General features: G+C 73.3%; 16 protein-coding genes. 9 read left to right on the plus strand and 7 right to left on the minus strand.

Features of this window, described 5'->3' with window-relative positions:
* The first annotated feature begins 43 nt into the window (after nucleotides 1-43).
* Together ACIRS4_RS09035 and ACIRS4_RS09040 are read left to right on the plus strand one after the other, a co-directional pair.
* Nucleotides 44-1,522, plus strand: a complete 1,479-nt coding sequence (locus ACIRS4_RS09035; protein ID WP_404192193.1) for an aminotransferase class I/II-fold pyridoxal phosphate-dependent enzyme — start codon at nucleotides 44-46, stop codon at nucleotides 1,520-1,522.
* A 350-nt stretch (nucleotides 1,523-1,872) separates the two neighbouring features.
* The gene (locus tag ACIRS4_RS09040; RefSeq protein ID WP_404192195.1) at nucleotides 1,873-2,328 is read left to right on the plus strand and encodes a cyclic nucleotide-binding domain-containing protein; all 456 of its coding nucleotides are present in this window, start codon (nucleotides 1,873-1,875) and stop codon (nucleotides 2,326-2,328) included.
* Nucleotides 2,329-2,363: 35 nt separating this feature from the next.
* On the opposite strand, the gene ACIRS4_RS09045 is transcribed toward ACIRS4_RS09040, so the two are convergent.
* Entirely contained in the window at nucleotides 2,364-2,981 is a 618-nt protein-coding gene (locus ACIRS4_RS09045) for a LysE/ArgO family amino acid transporter (RefSeq protein WP_404192197.1), read from the minus strand.
* A gap of 69 nt (nucleotides 2,982-3,050) precedes the next feature.
* Here ACIRS4_RS09045 and ACIRS4_RS09050 point away from each other — a divergent pair, with 69 nt between their 5' ends.
* The 3 genes from ACIRS4_RS09050 to ACIRS4_RS09060 all read left to right on the plus strand — a co-directional run bounded on the left by ACIRS4_RS09050 (nucleotide 3,051) and on the right by ACIRS4_RS09060 (nucleotide 5,613).
* A complete protein-coding gene (locus tag ACIRS4_RS09050; protein WP_404193058.1) occupies nucleotides 3,051-3,950 on the plus strand; it encodes a LysR family transcriptional regulator ArgP in 900 nt (299 codons plus the stop codon).
* An 89-nt stretch (nucleotides 3,951-4,039) separates the two neighbouring features.
* On the plus strand, nucleotides 4,040-5,257 hold the full coding sequence (locus tag ACIRS4_RS09055; RefSeq protein WP_404192199.1) for a saccharopine dehydrogenase family protein: 1,218 nt from the start codon (nucleotides 4,040-4,042) through the stop codon (nucleotides 5,255-5,257).
* Between the two features lie 104 nt (nucleotides 5,258-5,361).
* Complete coding sequence (locus ACIRS4_RS09060; RefSeq protein WP_404192202.1) at nucleotides 5,362-5,613, plus strand: WhiB family transcriptional regulator; 252 nt, start codon at nucleotides 5,362-5,364, stop codon at nucleotides 5,611-5,613.
* Nucleotides 5,614-5,669: 56 nt separating this feature from the next.
* Here the strand turns inward: ACIRS4_RS09060 and ACIRS4_RS09065 are convergent, their stop codons facing one another.
* From ACIRS4_RS09065 to ACIRS4_RS09075, 3 genes are all read right to left on the minus strand, one after another.
* Nucleotides 5,670-7,556: a sensor histidine kinase gene (locus ACIRS4_RS09065; RefSeq protein ID WP_404193061.1), complete on the minus strand. Its 1,887-nt coding sequence runs from the start codon at nucleotides 7,554-7,556 to the stop codon at nucleotides 5,670-5,672.
* 32 nt (nucleotides 7,557-7,588) lie between these two features.
* Complete coding sequence (locus ACIRS4_RS09070; protein ID WP_404192204.1) at nucleotides 7,589-8,287, minus strand: response regulator; 699 nt, start codon at nucleotides 8,285-8,287, stop codon at nucleotides 7,589-7,591.
* Nucleotides 8,288-8,426: 139 nt separating this feature from the next.
* On the minus strand, nucleotides 8,427-9,836 hold the full coding sequence (locus ACIRS4_RS09075) for a M1 family metallopeptidase (protein WP_404192207.1): 1,410 nt from the start codon (nucleotides 9,834-9,836) through the stop codon (nucleotides 8,427-8,429).
* A gap of 165 nt (nucleotides 9,837-10,001) precedes the next feature.
* On the opposite strand from ACIRS4_RS09075, the gene ACIRS4_RS09080 reads away from it, so the two are divergent.
* Nucleotides 10,002-10,349, plus strand: coding sequence for a DUF488 domain-containing protein (locus ACIRS4_RS09080; protein WP_404192209.1), 348 nt, complete (start codon nucleotides 10,002-10,004; stop codon nucleotides 10,347-10,349).
* A gap of 24 nt (nucleotides 10,350-10,373) precedes the next feature.
* On the opposite strand, the gene ACIRS4_RS09085 is transcribed toward ACIRS4_RS09080, so the two are convergent.
* Together ACIRS4_RS09085 and ACIRS4_RS09090 are read right to left on the minus strand one after the other, a co-directional pair.
* Complete coding sequence (locus ACIRS4_RS09085; protein WP_404192211.1) at nucleotides 10,374-12,047, minus strand: FAD-binding dehydrogenase; 1,674 nt, start codon at nucleotides 12,045-12,047, stop codon at nucleotides 10,374-10,376.
* Between the two features lie 46 nt (nucleotides 12,048-12,093).
* A complete protein-coding gene (locus tag ACIRS4_RS09090; protein ID WP_404192213.1) occupies nucleotides 12,094-12,753 on the minus strand; it encodes a TetR/AcrR family transcriptional regulator in 660 nt (219 codons plus the stop codon).
* Nucleotides 12,754-12,884: 131 nt separating this feature from the next.
* Between ACIRS4_RS09090 and ACIRS4_RS09095 the strand changes: the two genes are divergently transcribed.
* The 3 genes from ACIRS4_RS09095 to ACIRS4_RS09105 all read left to right on the plus strand — a co-directional run bounded on the left by ACIRS4_RS09095 (nucleotide 12,885) and on the right by ACIRS4_RS09105 (nucleotide 15,633).
* The gene (locus ACIRS4_RS09095) at nucleotides 12,885-13,511 is read left to right on the plus strand and encodes an alpha-ketoglutarate-dependent dioxygenase AlkB (RefSeq protein ID WP_404192215.1); all 627 of its coding nucleotides are present in this window, start codon (nucleotides 12,885-12,887) and stop codon (nucleotides 13,509-13,511) included.
* Between the two features lie 127 nt (nucleotides 13,512-13,638).
* Nucleotides 13,639-14,388, plus strand: coding sequence for an MBL fold metallo-hydrolase (locus ACIRS4_RS09100; RefSeq protein WP_404192218.1), 750 nt, complete (start codon nucleotides 13,639-13,641; stop codon nucleotides 14,386-14,388).
* Between the two features lie 9 nt (nucleotides 14,389-14,397).
* On the plus strand, nucleotides 14,398-15,633 hold the full coding sequence (locus ACIRS4_RS09105; protein ID WP_404192221.1) for a DUF4032 domain-containing protein: 1,236 nt from the start codon (nucleotides 14,398-14,400) through the stop codon (nucleotides 15,631-15,633).
* Nucleotides 15,634-15,642: 9 nt separating this feature from the next.
* On the opposite strand, the gene ACIRS4_RS09110 is transcribed toward ACIRS4_RS09105, so the two are convergent.
* On the minus strand, nucleotides 15,643-16,515 hold the full coding sequence (locus ACIRS4_RS09110) for a universal stress protein (RefSeq protein ID WP_404192222.1): 873 nt from the start codon (nucleotides 16,513-16,515) through the stop codon (nucleotides 15,643-15,645).
* Between the last annotated feature and the right edge of the window lie 74 nt (nucleotides 16,516-16,589).

Genomic DNA, 16,589 nt, shown 5'->3' on the forward strand with positions numbered 1-16,589 from the left:
CGCCGCGCCGGTTGGGGGACGGGCTCGCGGGAACCCGGCCGGCATGGCAGCCGATCACACCCGAGCACCCGTTCTCGAAGCCCTCGTCGCCTACCACCGCCAGGGGCGCCTGGCGTTCTCGCCTCCCGGTCACAAACAGGCGCGCGGCGCCGATCCGCAGGTGCGGGAGGTGCTGGGGGACGCGGTCTTCCTGGGTGACGTACTGGCGTCGGGCGGACTCGACGACCGGCTCACCCGGGGCCGGGTCCTGGAGCGCGCCGAGGAGCTGATGGCGGACGCGGTCCACGCCGACCACACGTTCTTCTCGACCTGCGGCAGCTCCCTGTCGGTCAAGGCGGCCATGCTGTCCGTCGCCGGTCCGCACGAGAAGCTGCTGGTCGGGCGGGACGCGCACAAGTCGGTGGTGTCCGGCCTGATCCTGGCGGGGATCGAGCCCGTCTGGGTCGAGCCGCGCTGGGACACCGAACGGCACATCGCCCACCCGCCGTCCGCGGAGAAGTTCGCCAAGGCCTTCGAGATCCATCCCGACGCCAAGGGCGCCCTGGTGACGACCCCCACGCCGTACGGCGCGTGCGCGGACCTGCGGGCGATCGCCGACGTCTGCCACGCCCGCTCACGTCCGCTGATCGTGGACGAGGCATGGGGTGCGCACCTGCCCTTCCACCCCGACCTGCCGTCCTGGGCGATGGACGCGGGCGCCGACATCTGCGTCACCAGCATCCACAAGATGGGCAGCGGCCTGGAGCAGGGCTCCGTCTTCCATCTGCAGGGCGATCTGATCCCGGCGGAGCTGCTGAAGATGCGCGCCGATCTGCTGGGCACCACCAGCCCCTCGGTGCTGCTGTACGCCGGACTCGACGGCTGGCGGCGCCAGATGGCGCTGCGCGGCGAGGAACTGATGGGCGGGGCGCTGGAGTTGGCGGCGGAGGTGCGGGCCGCCATCGAGCAGATCGACGGGATGCGCGTCCACGGCCGCGAGGACCTCTGCGGTCCCGGACTGGCCGACGACTTCGACCCGCTGCCGGGCGTCATCGACGTCAGCGAACTCGGCATCTCGGGTTTCCAGGCGGCCGACTGGCTGCACGAGCACCGGTCGATGGACATGCACCTGAACGACCACCGCCGTATCGGCGCGCAGATCACCCACGGCGACGACCGGACGACGACCGGCGAGCTGCTCGACGCGCTGAAGGACCTCGCCCGCGCGGCGCCCGGGCTGCCGCCCGCGCCGCGGATGGAGGTGCCGGGGCCGGAGGGGCTGCGCATGGCGCAGGGGCTGCTGCCGCGGGACGCGTTCTTCGGCCCGGCCGAGCAGGTGCCGGTGTCGAAGGCGGCCGGCCGGGTCGCCGCCGAGATGATCACCCCGTATCCGCCCGGCATCCCCGCGGTGCTGCCCGGCGAGCGGCTGACCGAGCCGGTGCTGCGGTACCTGACCAGCGGGCTGGAGGGGGGCATGAACCTGCCCGACGCGACCGACCCGAAGCTCGAGACGATCCGCGTCGTGACCCGCGAGGCGGAGTGAGCCGTACCGCCCGCGGACAGGGGGCTCGAGACCCGCGAAGTGAAACGGGTCACGCGACCGGGTTCGGGCTTGCGCTGACCGCCCCGCGATGGTTTACGGTTCATACATACGTGGTTCGCGAGGTCGAGCGCACTCCCCCGCACACCACCCCTTGATCGGCCCTGGCTGGCTTCCCCCGTCCAGCCAGGGCTTTTCCTTGCCCGCAACCGGAAAGTCCGGTCCGCCGAGGTGCTCCCCGCACCCGTAAGGGCTGAAATGGGCAGTAGGGAAAGCCGGTGACCCCGGTGCACCCCGGTACACCCGGAAGGCCCGGAGCGGCCGGGCCCATCGCCGGCGAGGAGTCCCCCGTCATGACCAAAGCGACGAAACTGCTGACCGCCCTGCCCCCTCCCCAGCGCCAGCGCCTGATGACCCTCGCGCGGGAGGTGTCCTTCCCGGAGGACTCCCGGATCTTCGAGGCGGGGGGCAGGGCCGACCGGTTCTGGGTCATCCGCTCCGGCGCCGTCTCGCTCGACCAGCGGGTGACGACCGTGCAGCGGGTCGTCGTCGCCAGTCTCGGCGCGGGCGATCTGCTCGGCTGGTCCTGGCTCTTCCCGCCGTACCACTGGGACTTCGGCGCGGAGGCCTTCAGCCCTGTGCGCGCCTACGAGTTCGAGGCGCAGCCGGTGCTCAAGCTGTGCGAGGAGGACCCGGCGCTCGGCCTGTCCCTGGTGCGCATCGTGGCCGAGATCCTCGCCCACCGCCTGGAGACGACCCGGGTCAAGCTCATGGAGCAGTACGGCATGCGCCGGCGTCGGGCCATCTGACCGCGGCGTCCACGGGTTCACCGGGTCCGGTCCGGTCAGGCGCCCGCGACGAGCATCGCGCCGAGGGCGAGCATGGTGACGGCGACGAGTCCGTCCAGGACGCGCCAGGCGGCGGGTCGGGCCAGGAAGCGGCCGAGCAGCCGGGCGCCGAAGCCCAGCGCGGCGAACCAGCACAGACTGGCCAGCGCGGCGCCGAGGCCGAAGGTCCAGCGCAGGGGGCCGCGGTCGGCGGCGACGGTGCCGAGCAGGAAGACGGTGTCGAGGTAGACGTGCGGGTTGAGCCAGGTCATCGCGAGGCAGGTGAGCACGGCCCGCCGGCGTGAACCGGCCGTGTCCCCCTCCGTGTGCAGGGCGCCGCCCCCCGGCTTCAGCACCCTGCGCGCGGCGAGGACGCCGTAGCAGAGCAGGAACGCGCCGCCCGCCCAGCCGACGACCGTCAGCGCGCTCGGCCAGGCCACCACCAGCGCGCCCACCCCGGCCACGCCGAGGGTGATGAGCAGGGCGTCGGACAGGGCGCAGATGCCGACGACGGCCAGGACGGCGTCACGGCGGACGCCCTGGCGGAGGACGAAGGCGTTCTGGGCGCCGATCGCGACGATGAGGGACAGGCCGGTGCCGAAGCCGGCGGCCGCGGCGGTGAGAGCGGGGGTCATGGCGTCCACGCTAGGGATCCCCACATCGTAGGTACAGCTAAAGATCCTTACGTATCATTAGCGATTGTGATGATGGATCTGCCGTTGGACCAGGTACGGACGCTGCTCGCGGTGGTCGACGAGGGCACGTTCGACGCGGCCGCCGCCGCGCTGCACGTGACGCCGTCGGCGGTCAGTCAGCGGGTGAAGGCCCTGGAGCAGCGCACCGGCCGGGTGCTGCTGCTGCGCACCAAGCCGGTGCGGGCGACGGAGTCCGGGGAGATCGTCGTGCGGTTCGCCCGGCAATTGGCGCGGCTGGAACGCGACACACGGTCCGAGCTGGGCCTGAGCGGGGACGGGGAGCCGACCCGGGTGTCGATCGCGGTGAACGCGGACTCACTGGCCACCTGGTTCCTGCCGGCCCTGGCCAAGGTCCCGCAGGAGCCGCCGCTCGCCTTCGAACTGCACCGCGAGGACGAGACGCGTACGGCGGAGCTGCTGCGCAAGGGACTGGTGATGGCGGCGGTGACCTCCTCCCCCGACGCGGTGGCGGGCTGCTCGGTACGGGCACTGGGCAGGATGCGGTACATCGCGGCGGCGCAGCCGGACTTCGTCGCGCTTCACCTGGACGGCGTACCGCTGGCCGAGGGGCTCGCCCGGGCGCCCGTGGTGACCCTCGACCGCAGCGACGAGCTTCAGGACACCTTCGTACGACGGCTGCGGCGCGGCCGGGGCGGCGCTGGGCCCGTCCGGCACGCCGTGCCGACCTCGGAGGGCTTCGTGGACGCGGTGGCGGCGGGGCTCGGCTGGGGGCTGGTGCCAGAGGCGCAGGCGGGCGCGTTGCTGGAGTCCGGGCGGCTGACGCCGCTCGCGCCGGGGCGCTTTCTGGACGTTCCGCTGTACTGGCAGCAGTGGAAACTGGATTCCCCCGCGTTGGCGGCGGTGGCGCAGGCGGTGACCGCGACGGCCGGGGACGCGCTGCGGGGCTGAGGGGGACGCCGTCGGCCGGATCGTGCGGCGGCGGAGTTCCTGGCGTACCGGGTTGTGGACCTGCCGACTTCTCGGTAGGAGTGCTTGTCATGCGTGTACTGCTCGTGGGTGCCGGCGGCGTGGGCACGGCGATCACCCGGATCGCGGCCCGCCGTCCGTTCTTCGAGGCGATGGTGGTCGCCGACTACGACCGCGACCGCGCCACCGCCGCGGTCGCCGCGCTCGACGGCGACGCGCGCTTCTCGGCGGAACGCGTCGACGCCGGCGACGAGGACGCGGTGGCCGCGCTGCTCGCCGGGCACCGCTGCGACGTCCTGCTCAACGCCACCGACCCCAGGTTCGTGATGCCCCTGTTCCAGGCGGCGCGCACGGGAGGCGCCACCTATGTCGACATGGCCATGTCCCTGTCGCACCCGCACCCCGAGCGGCCGTACGAGGAGTGCGGGGTCAAGCTCGGCGACGCCCAGTTCGAACGGGCCGCCGAGTGGGAGCGGGACGGCGCGCTGGCCCTGGTGGGCATGGGCGTGGAGCCCGGCCTGTCGGACGTCTTCGCCCGGTACGCCGCCGACGAACTCTTCGACGAGATCGAGGAGATCGGCGTCCGCGACGGCGCGAACCTCACCGTCGAAGGGCTTGACTTCGCGCCCTCGTTCAGCATCTGGACGACGATCGAGGAGTGCCTGAACCCCCCGGTGGTCTACGAGGCCGACCGCGGCTGGTTCACCACCGAACCGTTCAGCGAGCCCGAGGTGTTCGACTTCCCGGAGGGCATCGGCCCCGTCGAGTGCGTGAACGTGGAGCACGAGGAGGTGCTGCTCGTGCCGCGCTGGGTGGACGTCCGCCGGGTCACCTTCAAGTACGGCCTGGGGCAGGAGTTCATCGACACGCTGAAGACGCTGCACCGGCTGGAACTGGACCGCACCGCCCCGGTGACCGTCCCGAGCGTGCACGGGCCGGTCCCGGTCTCCCCGCGTGACGTCGTCGCCGCGTGTCTGCCCGACCCGGCGACGCTGGGCGGGCGCATGCGCGGCAAGACGTGCGCGGGCACCTGGGTGCGGGGGACGAAGGGCGGCGCGCCGCGCGAGGTGTACCTGTACCACGTGGTCGACAACCAGTGGTCGATGGCGGAGTACGGCAGTCAGGCCGTGGTGTGGCAGACCGCCGTGAACCCGGTCGTCGCCCTCGAACTGCTCTCCGCCGGCGTCTGGTCGGGCGCCGGCGTCCTGGGTCCCGAGGCGTTTCCCGCCCGGCCCTTCCTCGACCTGCTGACGGCGTACGGCTCGCCGTGGGGGCTGCGGGAGCAGTGACCGGCGCTTCGCGCCGATGTTGTTTCACGGCCGCCGGGCCGGTCACCCGATCAGGGAGCAACTCTTCCGGAAACGCACACGACTTTGATCGCAGGTGACTTTCCATGGACGACTGGCGACAGCACGCCGAGTGCCGCCGCGAGGACCCCGACCTCTTCTTCCCGATCGGCACCACGGGCCCGGCACTGCTGCAGACGGAACAGGCCAAGGCGGTCTGCCGACGGTGCCCGGTGCAGGAACCGTGCCTGGAATGGGCGATGGAGACCGACCAGACCCTCGGCGTCTGGGGCGGCACGAGCGAGAACGAACGGCGGGCCCTCAAGCGCCGTATCCGGGCCCGGCAACGAAGCTCCTGACCCGCCGCGCGCCGCTCGGCGCGGCGGGCCGCCCGCCGTGTCCCGGCCGCCGCGTCTCACCCGTCGTGGGGCTCCGCCGCCGCGGGCAGGCGCAGGGTGAAGACGCTGCCGGCGCCCGGTGCGCTCGCCGCTTGCGCCGAGCCGCCGTGAGCGTCCGTCAGCTGGCGGACGATGGGCAGGCCGAGCCCGCTGCCGCCGGTGCGCCGGCTGCGTGACTTCTCCGCGCGCCAGAACCGCTCGAAGACGTGCGGCAGGTCCTCCGGCGCGATACCGCTGCCGGTGTCGGCGACTTCGAGGACTACCTGGTCGCCGTCGCGCCGCCCGGTGAGGGTGACCGTGCCCTCGGGCGGAGTGTGGCGCACCGCGTTGGTGACGAGGTTGCCGAGCGCCTGCCGCAGCCGAACCGGGTCGGCGTCCAGCCACCCGGCCCCGCCGGTCTCCGCCCCCGTCCGCTCGCCCGCCCCGGCCCGCAGGGTGACGCCCGCCGCCTCGGCGGCGACCCGGTGGGCGGCGGCGACCTGCGCGAGCAGTTCGTCGACGGCGACGGGCTCCCGGTGCAGCCGCAGCGTGCCCGCGTCGGCCGCGGCGAGGTCGCGCAGGTCGTCGATGACGCGCTGGAGGACGAGGGCCTCGTCGTGCAGCGCGCCGAGCAGTTCGGCGTCGGGCTCGACGAGGCCGTCGCGGGTGACCTCCAGCCAGCCTCGGATGTTGGTGAGCGGGCTGCGCAGTTCGTGCGCGACGTCGCTGACCAGTGCCTTGCGCTGGGCTTCGAGGCGTTCACGGCGTTCGGCGAGGTCGTTGAAGGCCTCGGCGAGGATGCCGGTCTCGTCCCGTGTGGTGACGGGGACCCGCACATGCCGGTCGGGCGGCTGCTGGGCCGCCTCGGTGAGGGCGCGCAGGGGCCGTACCAGCCGGGTGGCGACGACGGCGGTCACCGCGACGGTGACCGCGAGCACCAGCCCGGCCGCGCCCACGACCTTCGTCTTGTTGGCCGGCGACATGTTCCAGCGGGGTCCGGTGGCGCTGTCGCCGCCGCCCAGGAACAGTTCGGCGACCGGGGCGACGTAGGGGTCGAGCTGGGCTCGGCGGGCCTGCCCCAGACAGCTCTGGGCCACGCGCACAGCGGCTGCCTCGCCCTTCATGATCAGGCCGGGCTCGGGCCCAGGGGTCCGAGGCGCTGGGCCGGTGAGGGCGGGGACGAGGAACAACTGCCTGCCGAGGGACGGCTCCTCGCGGGCCAGACACTGCTCGACCTGCCCCTGAAGCGCCGTCAGCGCCCTCTCCTCCGTGCGGGTCAGCGAGTTGTACAGCCCTTCGGCGCACCGCTCGGGCACGTAGTCGGGGGCGGCGGCGCCGTCGGCCGCGGTGAGGACCGTACGGCCGGACGGGGTGCGGGTCAGGACGGTGTCGATGCCGTGGCGGGTGAAGCAGCCCTGCTGTTCGCCGGCCAGGGCGTCGATTCGCGCGCGCTCCTCGGCGGTGAGCCGGTAGGGGCCGACCACCCGCGGGTCGGTGCCGCTGAGCTGCGCGCCCGGTTCGCTGTAGGTGTCGGTGCGCAGCGGGTCCACGGTGGCGGCGGCGCGCGGCGGCAGGGAGGCGCCGGGCGGGGCGGAGTCGGCGATCGGGGTGCGGTCGGCGGTGGTCAGGGCGATCCGGCGGCCGGTGCGCGCGGAGAGGTCGCGCACGGTGGCCCGGACGCCCGTCCAGTCGGGGTGGGCGGCCGCGTAGCCGCTGAGCCGGGCGAGGATGTCCATGTCGTCGGCGAGGGCCTGGCCCTGTTCCTCGCGCAGCGCGCGCGTGGTGGTGGCCACCGCGAGCCAGGCGGTCGCCGCCACCGAGCACACGGCGATGAGCACGGACGCGATCAGCAGCCGGACCAGCAGACGCTTGCGCAGCGGTATGCGGACGCGGCGGGCGTTCGGAGCGCCGCCGGCGTCGGCCACGGCCTCGGCGCCGGACGGGTCGCGCCGCCGCTTCACGCACGGCCGCCGCTGAGCTTGTAGCCGACGCCGAAGACGGTGAGCAGCCGGACGGGCCTGCGCGGGTCGGCCTCTATCTTGCGGCGCAGGTTCATGATGTGCACGTCGACGGCCCGTTCGGTGGAGGAGCGGTCGAAGCCCCGGGTGCACTGGAGCAACTGCCTTCGGGAGAAGACCCGTTCGGGTTCGCCGGCGAGGGCGAGGAGGATCTGGAACTCGGCGGGCGTGCAGTCCACGGGTTCGCCGTCGCACCGCACCTCGTGCCGCTCCGGGTCGACGGCGATGCCCGCGGCCCGTACGACGGGGCCCTCCCGGCGGCCGTCGGCGGCGCGTCCGCTGCGGCGCAGGACCGTGCGGATGCGGGCCATCAGTTCGCGCGGGCTGTACGGCTTGGTCATGTAGTCGTCGGCGCCGAGTTCCAGGCCGAGCAGGACGTCCTCCTCGGCGGCGCGGGCGGTGAGCATCAGCACCGGTATGTCGTCGCTCCGGCGCAGCACCCGGCACACGCCGAAGCCGTCGACGACCGGCAGCATCAGGTCCAGCACGACGAGGTCGGGACTCTCGCGCCGCACCGCGTCCAGGGCGGCGGAGCCGTCGTGGACGACGGTGGCGGTGTGGCCCTCGGCGAGCAGGGAGCGGCGGATGAGCTCGGCCTGCATGGCGTCGTCCTCGGCGACCAGTACATGTGCGCACACGCGGCGGTGTCCCCCTTCGGTCGACGGTTCTCGTTTCAGCGGGCCGGCCGAGCCCGCCCTCGAATCCGCCGGCCGGGGGTGTGCGGTGCGTCGTCCTGGGGTCGAGGGTGGCCGCGGGATGTGAGGAACCGGTCAGGTTCTAGCGGGTATTCGTCCGAATGTTCGGCTTGCCCGGAGCGTACAGCCAGGTGTGGAAGAGGCCGCCGAGTTCCTTGCCGGACACCCGTTCCGCGAGGCGTTCGAACTGGGCGGTGGTGCCGTGGCCGTGGCGGTGCTGGTCCGCCCAGGCGCGCAGGACGCGGAAGAACGCGCGGTCGCCGACCGCGGTGCGCAGGGCGTGCAGGGTCATGGCGCCGCGCGCGTAGACCGGGGTGCCGAAGATGTTCTTGCCGCCGCCGGGGTCGCCGGGCGGGAACGCCCACAGGTCGTCGTTCGCCGGGGTGGCGTACAGGGCGTCGAAGGAGGCCTGGGCGCTCTCGCCGCCGTGCTGCTCGGCGTAGAGCCATTCGGCGTAGGCGGCGAAGCCCTCGTTGAGCCAGATGTCCTTCCAGGAGGTGAGGGAGACGGAGTCGCCGAACCACTGGTGGGCGCTCTCGTGGACGAGGGTGCCGATGTCGGGCGCACGGTCGTACAGCGGGCGGGTCTGGGTCTCGAGCGCGTACCCGGCCTGGGGGGCGCGGTCCACGATCGCTCCGGCGGCGCGGAAGGGGTAGCGGCCGAACAGCTTGCTCTCCCAGTCCAGGACGGACGGGAGTTGTCTGAGGACCGGTGCGGAGGCGGTGGCCTCGCGCGGGTCGACGGCGTTGTAGACCTTGACGCCGTCGCGGGTGGTGAACTGCTGGACCTGGAACTTCCCGATGGTGGCGGTGGCGAGGTAGGCGGCCATGGGTTCCTGCTGCCGCCAGCGGAAGGTCGTCCGGCCGTGCGCGGTGCGCTTGCCGAGGAGGACGCCGTTGGCGACCGCCGTGCGGCCCTCGGGGACGGTGAGGAGGAAGTCGTAGGACGCCTTGTCCTCGGGGTGGTTGTTCGCCGGGAACCAGGTCATGGCGCCCTGGGGTTCGCCGGCGACGAACGCGCCGTCGTCGGTGGGGATCCAGCCGTCGAGGGAGCCGTCGGGGTCGGTGACCGGGCCGGGGACGCCGGAGTAGGTGACGGTCACGCGGAACCGTTCGCCGGCGCGCAGGGCGCGGCGCGGGGTGACGACGAGTTCCTGGCCGTCGCGCCGGTGCCGGGCCCTGGTCCGGTCGACGGTCACGCCGGTGACCTTCAGTCCGCGCAGGTCGAGGTCGAAGCGGGTGAGGCGCTGGGTGGCGCGGGCGGTGAGGACGGCTCTGCCTTCGAGGCGCCGGCTGCCGGGGTCGTAGTTCAGGCTCAGGTCGTAGTGGTCGACGTGGTAGCCGCCGTTGCCGGCGAGCGGGAAGTAGGGGTCGCCGACGCCGGGCGCGCCCACGCCCCCGGCCGCGAGGGCCGGGTCGGCCGCGGCGAGCAGCGCGGTCACGGCGAGGGGCACGGCCGCCAGGAGGGCGGGACGTCTGCGGAGGTGGATCACGTGCGCTCCTTGGGGGGTGGCGAGTGAGCAAACGTGCTCAGACTAGGCACCCGTCGGAGCCATTTCCCCCTTGAACAGGTCAAGTTCGGCCGCGTCGCCCACCGTACGGAGTCGTTCACGGCAGTACGCTCCCGGGCACAGTCCCCGTCGAGGAAGGGCCCGCCCGTGAGCGTCCGCGTGCGTCGCGTCTACGATCCGCCCGAGCCGGACGACGGCGTCCGCGTCCTGGTCGACCGGCTGTGGCCGCGGGGTGTCTCCAAGGACGCGGCGCGGGTGGACGAATGGCCCAAGGGCATGACCCCGTCGACGGAGCTGCGCCGCTGGTACCACGCGGGCGAGGCCTCCTACGAGGAGTTCGCCCGCCGCTACGAGGCGGAGCTGGCCGCCCCGGAGGCGGCCGGACTCCTCTCCCATGTGCGCGAGTTGGCGAACGCGGGCCCGGTGACCCTGCTGACGTCGGCGAAGGAACCGGACCGCAGCCACGCCGCCGTCCTGATCCGCCTCCTGGGCTGAAGTCCAGGCTCAGGAGGCCTGTCGTCAGCCTGTCTGGGCCGCCGCCGCCCGGCCCGCCGCGCGGCCGGAGAAGAGGCAGCCGCCGAGGAAGGTGCCCTCCAGGGCGTTGTAGCCGTGCACGCCTCCGCCGCCGAAGCCGGCGACCTCGCCCGCCGCGTAGAGCCCGTCGATCGGCCTGCCGTCGGCGCCCAGGGCGCGCGAGTCCAGATCGGTCTGGATGCCGCCGAGCGTCTTGCGGGTGAGGACGTGCAGCTTGACGGCGATGAGCGGTCCGGCCTCGGGGTCGAGGATGCGGTGCGGGGTGGCGACCCGGCCGAGGCGGTCGCCGATGTAGCGGCGGGCGTTGCGGATGCCCTGCACCTGGGCGTCCTTGGTGTAGGGGTTGGCGATCTGGAGGTCGCGGGCGCGGATCTGGCGGCGCAGGTCGTCGGCGTCGATGAGCGCCTTCTCCGTGAGGGCGTTCATCTTCTCGACGAGCCGGTCCAGGGTGTCGGCGACGACGAAGTCCGCGCCCTGGTCGACGAAGGCCTGCACCGGGCCGGGCGCTCCCTTGCCGAGGACGCGGTCGCGCAGGAACGCCTTGCGGTCCTTGGCGGTGATGTCGGGGTTCTGCTCGGAGCCGGAGAGCGCGAACTCCTTCTCGACGATCTTGCGGGTGAGGACGAACCAGGAGTGGTCGTGGCCGGCGAGGCCGTCGGCGGTGCGCAGGTGGCGGAGCGTGCCGAGGGTGTCGTAGCCGGGCAGGCAGGGGTCGGGCAGCCGGCGGCCGAGGGCGTCGAACCACAGGGAGGACGGGCCGGGCAGGATGCGGATGCCGTGGCCCGGCCAGATCGGGTTCCAGTTCTGCAGGCCCTCGGTGTAGTGCCACATGCGGTCGCGGTTGACGAGGCGCACGCCGGCCTCGGCGCTGATGTCGAGCATGCGGCCGTCGACGTAGGCGGGCACGCCGGTGACCATCTCGGCGGGCGGGGCGCCCAGGCGCTCGGGCCAGTGGCGGCGGACCGTCTCGTGGTTGGCGCCGATGCCGCCGCTGGTGACGACGACGGCCTGGGCGGTCAGTTCGAAGTCGCCGACGCGCTCGCGGCTGGAGGCGACGCCGCGCGGGGAGTCGTCGGGTGCGAGGACCGTGCCGCGTACGCCGCGGGCGGCGCCGCCTTCCAGGACCAGTTCGTCGACGCGGTGGCGGTGGTGGAAGGTCAGCAGCCCGTCCCTGGCGGCCTGCCTGGCGTGGCGGACGAACGGTTCGACGACGCCGGTGCCGGTGCCCCAGGCGATGTGGAAGCGGGGCACGGAGTTGCCGTGCCCGTCGGCGCGCAGGTCCCCGCGCTCGGCCCAGCCGACGGTGGGCAGGAAGCTGATGCCGTGTCCGGCCAGCCAGGACCGCTTCTCCCCCGCCGCGAACTCGACGTAGGCGCGCGCCCAGCGCACCGCCCAGGAGTCCTCGTCGTCGGTGCGGTCGAACTGCGCGCTGCCCTGCCAGTCGTTCCAGGCGAGGTCGAAGGAGTCCTTGACGCCGAGACGCCGTTGTTCCGGCGAGTCGACGAGGAACAGACCGCCGAAGGACCAGAACGCCTGGCCGCCGAGGTTGGCGGCGTTCTCCTGGTCGACCAGGGCGACCCGTCGGCCCTTGCTGGTGAGTTCGTGCGCCGCTACGAGGCCTGCGAGGCCCGCTCCGACGACGATGACGTCCGCGTCCATGGCGACCGTTGCCCTTCTCTGTTGATGGAAGCCGTTCTTTCCCCGGTCATCGCGGGGTGCCGCTGCCGTCGGTCAGCAGCGCGGTGAGCAGTTGCTTGAGCCAGGCGCGGGCGCCGTGCACGTCCTTGTCCAGCAGCAGTTGGGTGGTGACCCCGTCGTAGGCTGCGACCACCGCGTGGGCGGCCGAGTCGGCGTCACCGAGCACGGCGGGCAGCGCGGCGCGGCCGCGGGCTCGGGCGAGCCGGTCGGCGACGGCTTCGCGCAGCCGGGAGCGGTGTTCCAACAGGGTCTGCGCCACGGCCGGATCGCGGGCGGCGTGGACCAGGAAGTCGGTCTTGACCAGGAGCCAGTCGAGGTCGAGGAGGAGCACCTCGGTGACGCGGTCCACGGAGGCGGGCACGTCGAGGTCGGGGCCGTCGCCGGCGAGGGCGTCGGCGACCTGGCGGGCGATCAGGTCCGCACGCTGCCGGTACAGCGCGAAGAACAGTTCGTCCAGGCTGGCGAAGTTGGAGTAGAAGGCGCCCCGGCTGTAGCCGGCGGCCTCGCAGACCTCCTCGATGGAGACCCGGCCGAAGCCCTTCGCGGCGAACACCCGGAAGGCGGCGTCGAGCAGGTTGGCGCGGGTGCGCACCCGGCGCTTGGTGACACGCCCGGTCGCCGGCTCCGCCGGGTGCTCCGCAGGTTGTGCCGCCTGCTCCGCCGTCATGGTGTCGGACCTCCGTTCGATACGCGAATGTATCGGATACACCGGTGTATCGAAAAGGTCTTCGACCAAGACGCCCGATCGAGGGATCTTGTGATGGAACACATTTTCGATTTAGGAGTACGCTGGACGCCATGACCAGGCATCTCCAGGGCTCCCTCTTCGACCAGACCGACGAGCTGCGCCTCGGCTCCCTGGACGGGATCCGCCGGACGGCGCTGGACGCGGGCGCCTGGATCGACGTGCTGCCGGGCTGGCTCGCCGGATCGGACGCGCTGTTCGAACAGCTGGCCGCCGAAGTGCCGTGGCGGGCCGAGCGCCGGCACATGTACGACCACGTGGTGGACGTCCCCCGGCTGCTCGCCCATTACGGACCGGACGACCCGCTCCCCCACCCCGTCCTGGACGAGGCCCGCGCCGCGCTCAGCGCCCACTACGCCGAGGAGCTGGGCGAGCCCTTCGTCACCGCCGGCCTGTGCCACTACCGCGACGGCCGGGACAGCGTCGCCTGGCACGGCGACCGCACCGGCCGGGGATCGCACGAGGACACCATGGTCGCGATCCTCTCGGTCGGCTCGCCCCGCGACCTGCTGCTGCGCCCCGTGCACGGCGGCGAGACGGTACGGCGACCGCTCGGGCACGGCGACCTGATCGTCATGGGCGGCTCCTGCCAGCGGACCTGGGAACACTGCGTCCCCAAGTCCACCCGCGCCACGGGCCCGCGCGTCAGCGTCCAGTTCCGCCCGCGCGGCGTGCGCTGAGGCCGGTCCGGCGGGCGCCTGGGCGGTACGGACGCGGAGCGCGCGCTTCCGCCCCGCCGTGCCGATGGCCGCCGGGGTCTGCTTTGCTGTCTTCCGTCGGGTACGGACCTCACCCCACGGGGCGATCATGCGGGCAGACGTACAGCAAGTGGCGGACGGCGCCCACCTGGTGCGCGGGGGCGAGACCAACTGGGTGATCCTCACCGAGGGGGACGCGGTCACCCTCATCGACACCGGCTACCCGGCCGACCGGGAGCGGCTTCTCGACTCCCTCGCGCAGGTGGGCAGTTCACCGGAGGCGATCGTGGCCGTGCTGGTCACCCACGCCCACAACGACCACCTGGGCTCCGCCGAACACCTGCGCACGGCCTACGGCGTCCCCGTCTTCCTGCACCCGGCCGAAGTCCCGCACGCCCGCCGGGAGTTCCTCCAGCAGGTGAGCGTCGGCACGGTGCTGGCCAACGCCTGGCGTCCCGGTGTCCTGCCGTGGATGGTGCACGCGCTGCGCTCCGGCGGCGCCGAGCAGCACCCGGTCGCCGCGCCCGAGCCCTTCCCCGCCGCGTCCGGCCCGCTGGACCTGCCCGGCCGGCCCGTGCCCGTGCACACTCCCGGCCACACCGACGGCCACGCCGTGTTCCACCTCCCTCAGGCGGGCGCGGTGGTCTCGGGCGACGCCCTGGTCAGCGGTCACGCCACCGCTCGGCTGAAGGGCCCGCAACTGCTGCCCTCGATGTTCCACCACGAACGGGACCGCGCCGTCGCCTCCCTGGACGTGATCGGGGAGCTCCCGGCCGACGTGCTGCTGCCCGGGCACGGCCCGGCCCACCGGGGCTCCGTGAGGGAGGCGGCCGACCGCGCCCGGCAACGCGCCGTCTAAAGTCAGGCCATGGCTTTGCAGATCAGTGCCACCAACCCGGAGCACCCGGCCCTCCTGCTGGAGCTGCCCTGGCACCTGCCGCTGGAGGAGTGGCCCGAGGACATCCTCGTGCCGCTGCCGCGCGGCATCTCGCGTCACGTGGTGCGCTACGCCCGCGCCGGCGCCGAGGTGATCGCCGTCAAGGAGCTCGCGGAGCGCCCGGCGCTGCGGGAGTACGAGCTGCTGCGCGACCTGGACCGGCTGAGCATCCCGGCCGTCGACGCGCTGGCGGTGGTCACCGGCCGCGCCGACGGCTCCGGCGACCCGCTGGAGTCGGTGCTCGTGACCCGGCACCTGGGCGGCTCGATGCCGTACCGGTCGATGTTCGAGACGACCATGCGGCCTGCCACCATGCACCGGCTGATGGACGCCCTCGCGGTGCTGCTGGTGCGGCTGCACCTCGCCGGGTTCGCGTGGGGCGACTGCTCGCTGTCCAACACGCTCTTCAGGCGCGACGCGGGCGCGTACGCCGCCTACCTCGTCGACGCCGAGACCGGCGACCTGCATCCGCAGCTGAGCAGCGGGCAGCGCGACTACGATCTCGATCTCGCCCGGGTCAACATCAGCGGCGAGCTGCTCGACCTGGAGGCGTCGGGCGCGCTGCACCCGTCGGTGGACCCGGTGGAGTTCGGCACGGAGATCTGCGCCCGCTACCACCGGCTGTGGGAGGAGCTGACCCGCGTCTCCGTCTACCCGGCGGGCAAGTACCACTTCATCGAGCGCCGTATCCGCCGCCTCAACGAGCTCGGCTTCGACGTGGCCGAGATGCAGATCGAGCACTCCCCGGGCGGCGACTCGGTCACCTTCGTGCCCAAGGTCGTGGACGCCGGCCACCACCAGCGGCAACTGCTGCGGCTGACGGGCCTGGACGCCGAGGAGAACCAGGCCCGGCGGCTGCTGAACGACCTGGAGAGCTGGATGGCCACCCAGGACGACTACGCGCCCGGCGACCCCCTCGCCGCCCGCCCCGAGGTGCTCGCGCACCGCTGGGTGCGGGACGTGTTCCGGCCGACGGTGCGGGCCGTGCCGGTCGAGCTGCGCGGCTCCATGGACCCGGCGGAGATCTACCACGAGCTCCTGGAGCACCGCTGGTTCCTCTCCGAGCGGGCGCAGCACGACATCGGGCTCGACACGGCCGTCACCGACTACATCGAGAAGATCCTCCCCAGGGCGCGCGAGACGCTGGAGCCGACCCTCCCGCAGTGAACCCGCCGCTCAGTCGTGCGGGACGACGGCGACCGGGCAGTCCGCGTGGTGCAGGACGCCGTGGGCGACGGAGCCGATGCGGGCGCCGACGGCGGTGCGGTGGGCCCGCCGGCCGACGACCATCAGCTGGGCCCGCCCGGACACCGACAGCAGCACCTGCCCCGCGCTGCCGATCTCCACGTGCTCCACGACCGGCACGTCGGGGAAGCGTTCCCGCCAGGGGGCGAGGGCGTCGGTCAGCGCTTTGCGCTCGTACGGCTCCAGGCCTCCGGCGTCGTCGAGGAGCTTGAGCGAGGCGGGGCTGTAGGAGAACACCGGCGGGAGCGTCCAGGCGCGGACGACGCGCACGGAGGCGCCGCGGGCGGCGGCCGTCTCGAACGCGAACCGCAGGGCGGGCGCGCTGTCCTCGGGGGCGCCCTGCTGGCCGACGACGATCTCGTGCCCGGCGACCTCGTCGCTGGGCTTGTCCCCGGCGCGGACCAGGACGACCGGGCGCGTGGCCTCGGCGATCACCTGCTGGCCCACCGAGCCGAGCAGGAACCCGACGACCGGGCCGTGGCCGCGCGAGCCCAGCACCAGCGTCTCGGACTGCGCGGCGGCCTCGGTCAGCGTGTCGACCGGGTCGCCCTCCAGCACGTCGGTGGTGATCGCGAGGCCCGGGTGCCGTGCGGCGACCTCCGCGGCGGCCTGCTGGACTTCGGCCCGCACCCACTGCTCCTGGGCGGTCCGGTCGGCCACCTCGGCGGCCGCGTTCGGCTGGAACCGCCAGGCGTGCACCACCCGCAGCGCCCGGTCCCGCCGGACGGCCTCCCGTGCCGCCCAGGCGAGCGCCGCGAGGCTCTCTTCCGTCCCGTCGACCCCTGCCGTGATCGGGCGCGTCATCCCGCTGCCTCCTTGAGTGTCGTCGTCGATCGCTTGCGCCCAGTCTTCACCACCGCCCGGCCGGTCAGGCCCCC

It is taken from the genome of Streptomyces sp. NPDC101166 (assembly GCF_044768125.1).
In the GTDB taxonomy this organism is placed as follows: Bacteria; Actinomycetota; Actinomycetes; order Streptomycetales; family Streptomycetaceae; genus Streptomyces.

Excerpts from the sequence above, each read along its gene's own strand:
- ACIRS4_RS09100 (WP_404192218.1), top strand. The coding sequence starts at position 13,639 with ATGCGGGCAGACGTACAGCAAGTGGCGGACGGCGCCCACCTGGTGCGC.
- ACIRS4_RS09095 (WP_404192215.1), top strand. The coding sequence starts at position 12,885 with ATGACCAGGCATCTCCAGGGCTCCCTCTTCGACCAGACCGACGAGCTG.
- ACIRS4_RS09040 (WP_404192195.1), top strand. The coding sequence starts at position 1,873 with ATGACCAAAGCGACGAAACTGCTGACCGCCCTGCCCCCTCCCCAGCGC.
- ACIRS4_RS09060 (WP_404192202.1), top strand. The coding sequence starts at position 5,362 with ATGGACGACTGGCGACAGCACGCCGAGTGCCGCCGCGAGGACCCCGAC.
- ACIRS4_RS09050 (WP_404193058.1), top strand. The coding sequence starts at position 3,051 with ATGATGGATCTGCCGTTGGACCAGGTACGGACGCTGCTCGCGGTGGTC.
- ACIRS4_RS09105 (WP_404192221.1), top strand. The coding sequence starts at position 14,398 with ATGGCTTTGCAGATCAGTGCCACCAACCCGGAGCACCCGGCCCTCCTG.
- ACIRS4_RS09085 (WP_404192211.1), bottom strand. The coding sequence starts at position 12,047 with ATGGACGCGGACGTCATCGTCGTCGGAGCGGGCCTCGCAGGCCTCGTA.
- ACIRS4_RS09035 (WP_404192193.1), top strand. The coding sequence starts at position 44 with ATGGCAGCCGATCACACCCGAGCACCCGTTCTCGAAGCCCTCGTCGCC.
- ACIRS4_RS09110 (WP_404192222.1), bottom strand. The coding sequence starts at position 16,515 with ATGACGCGCCCGATCACGGCAGGGGTCGACGGGACGGAAGAGAGCCTC.
- ACIRS4_RS09055 (WP_404192199.1), top strand. The coding sequence starts at position 4,040 with ATGCGTGTACTGCTCGTGGGTGCCGGCGGCGTGGGCACGGCGATCACC.
- ACIRS4_RS09045 (WP_404192197.1), bottom strand. The coding sequence starts at position 2,981 with ATGACCCCCGCTCTCACCGCCGCGGCCGCCGGCTTCGGCACCGGCCTG.
- ACIRS4_RS09090 (WP_404192213.1), bottom strand. The coding sequence starts at position 12,753 with ATGACGGCGGAGCAGGCGGCACAACCTGCGGAGCACCCGGCGGAGCCG.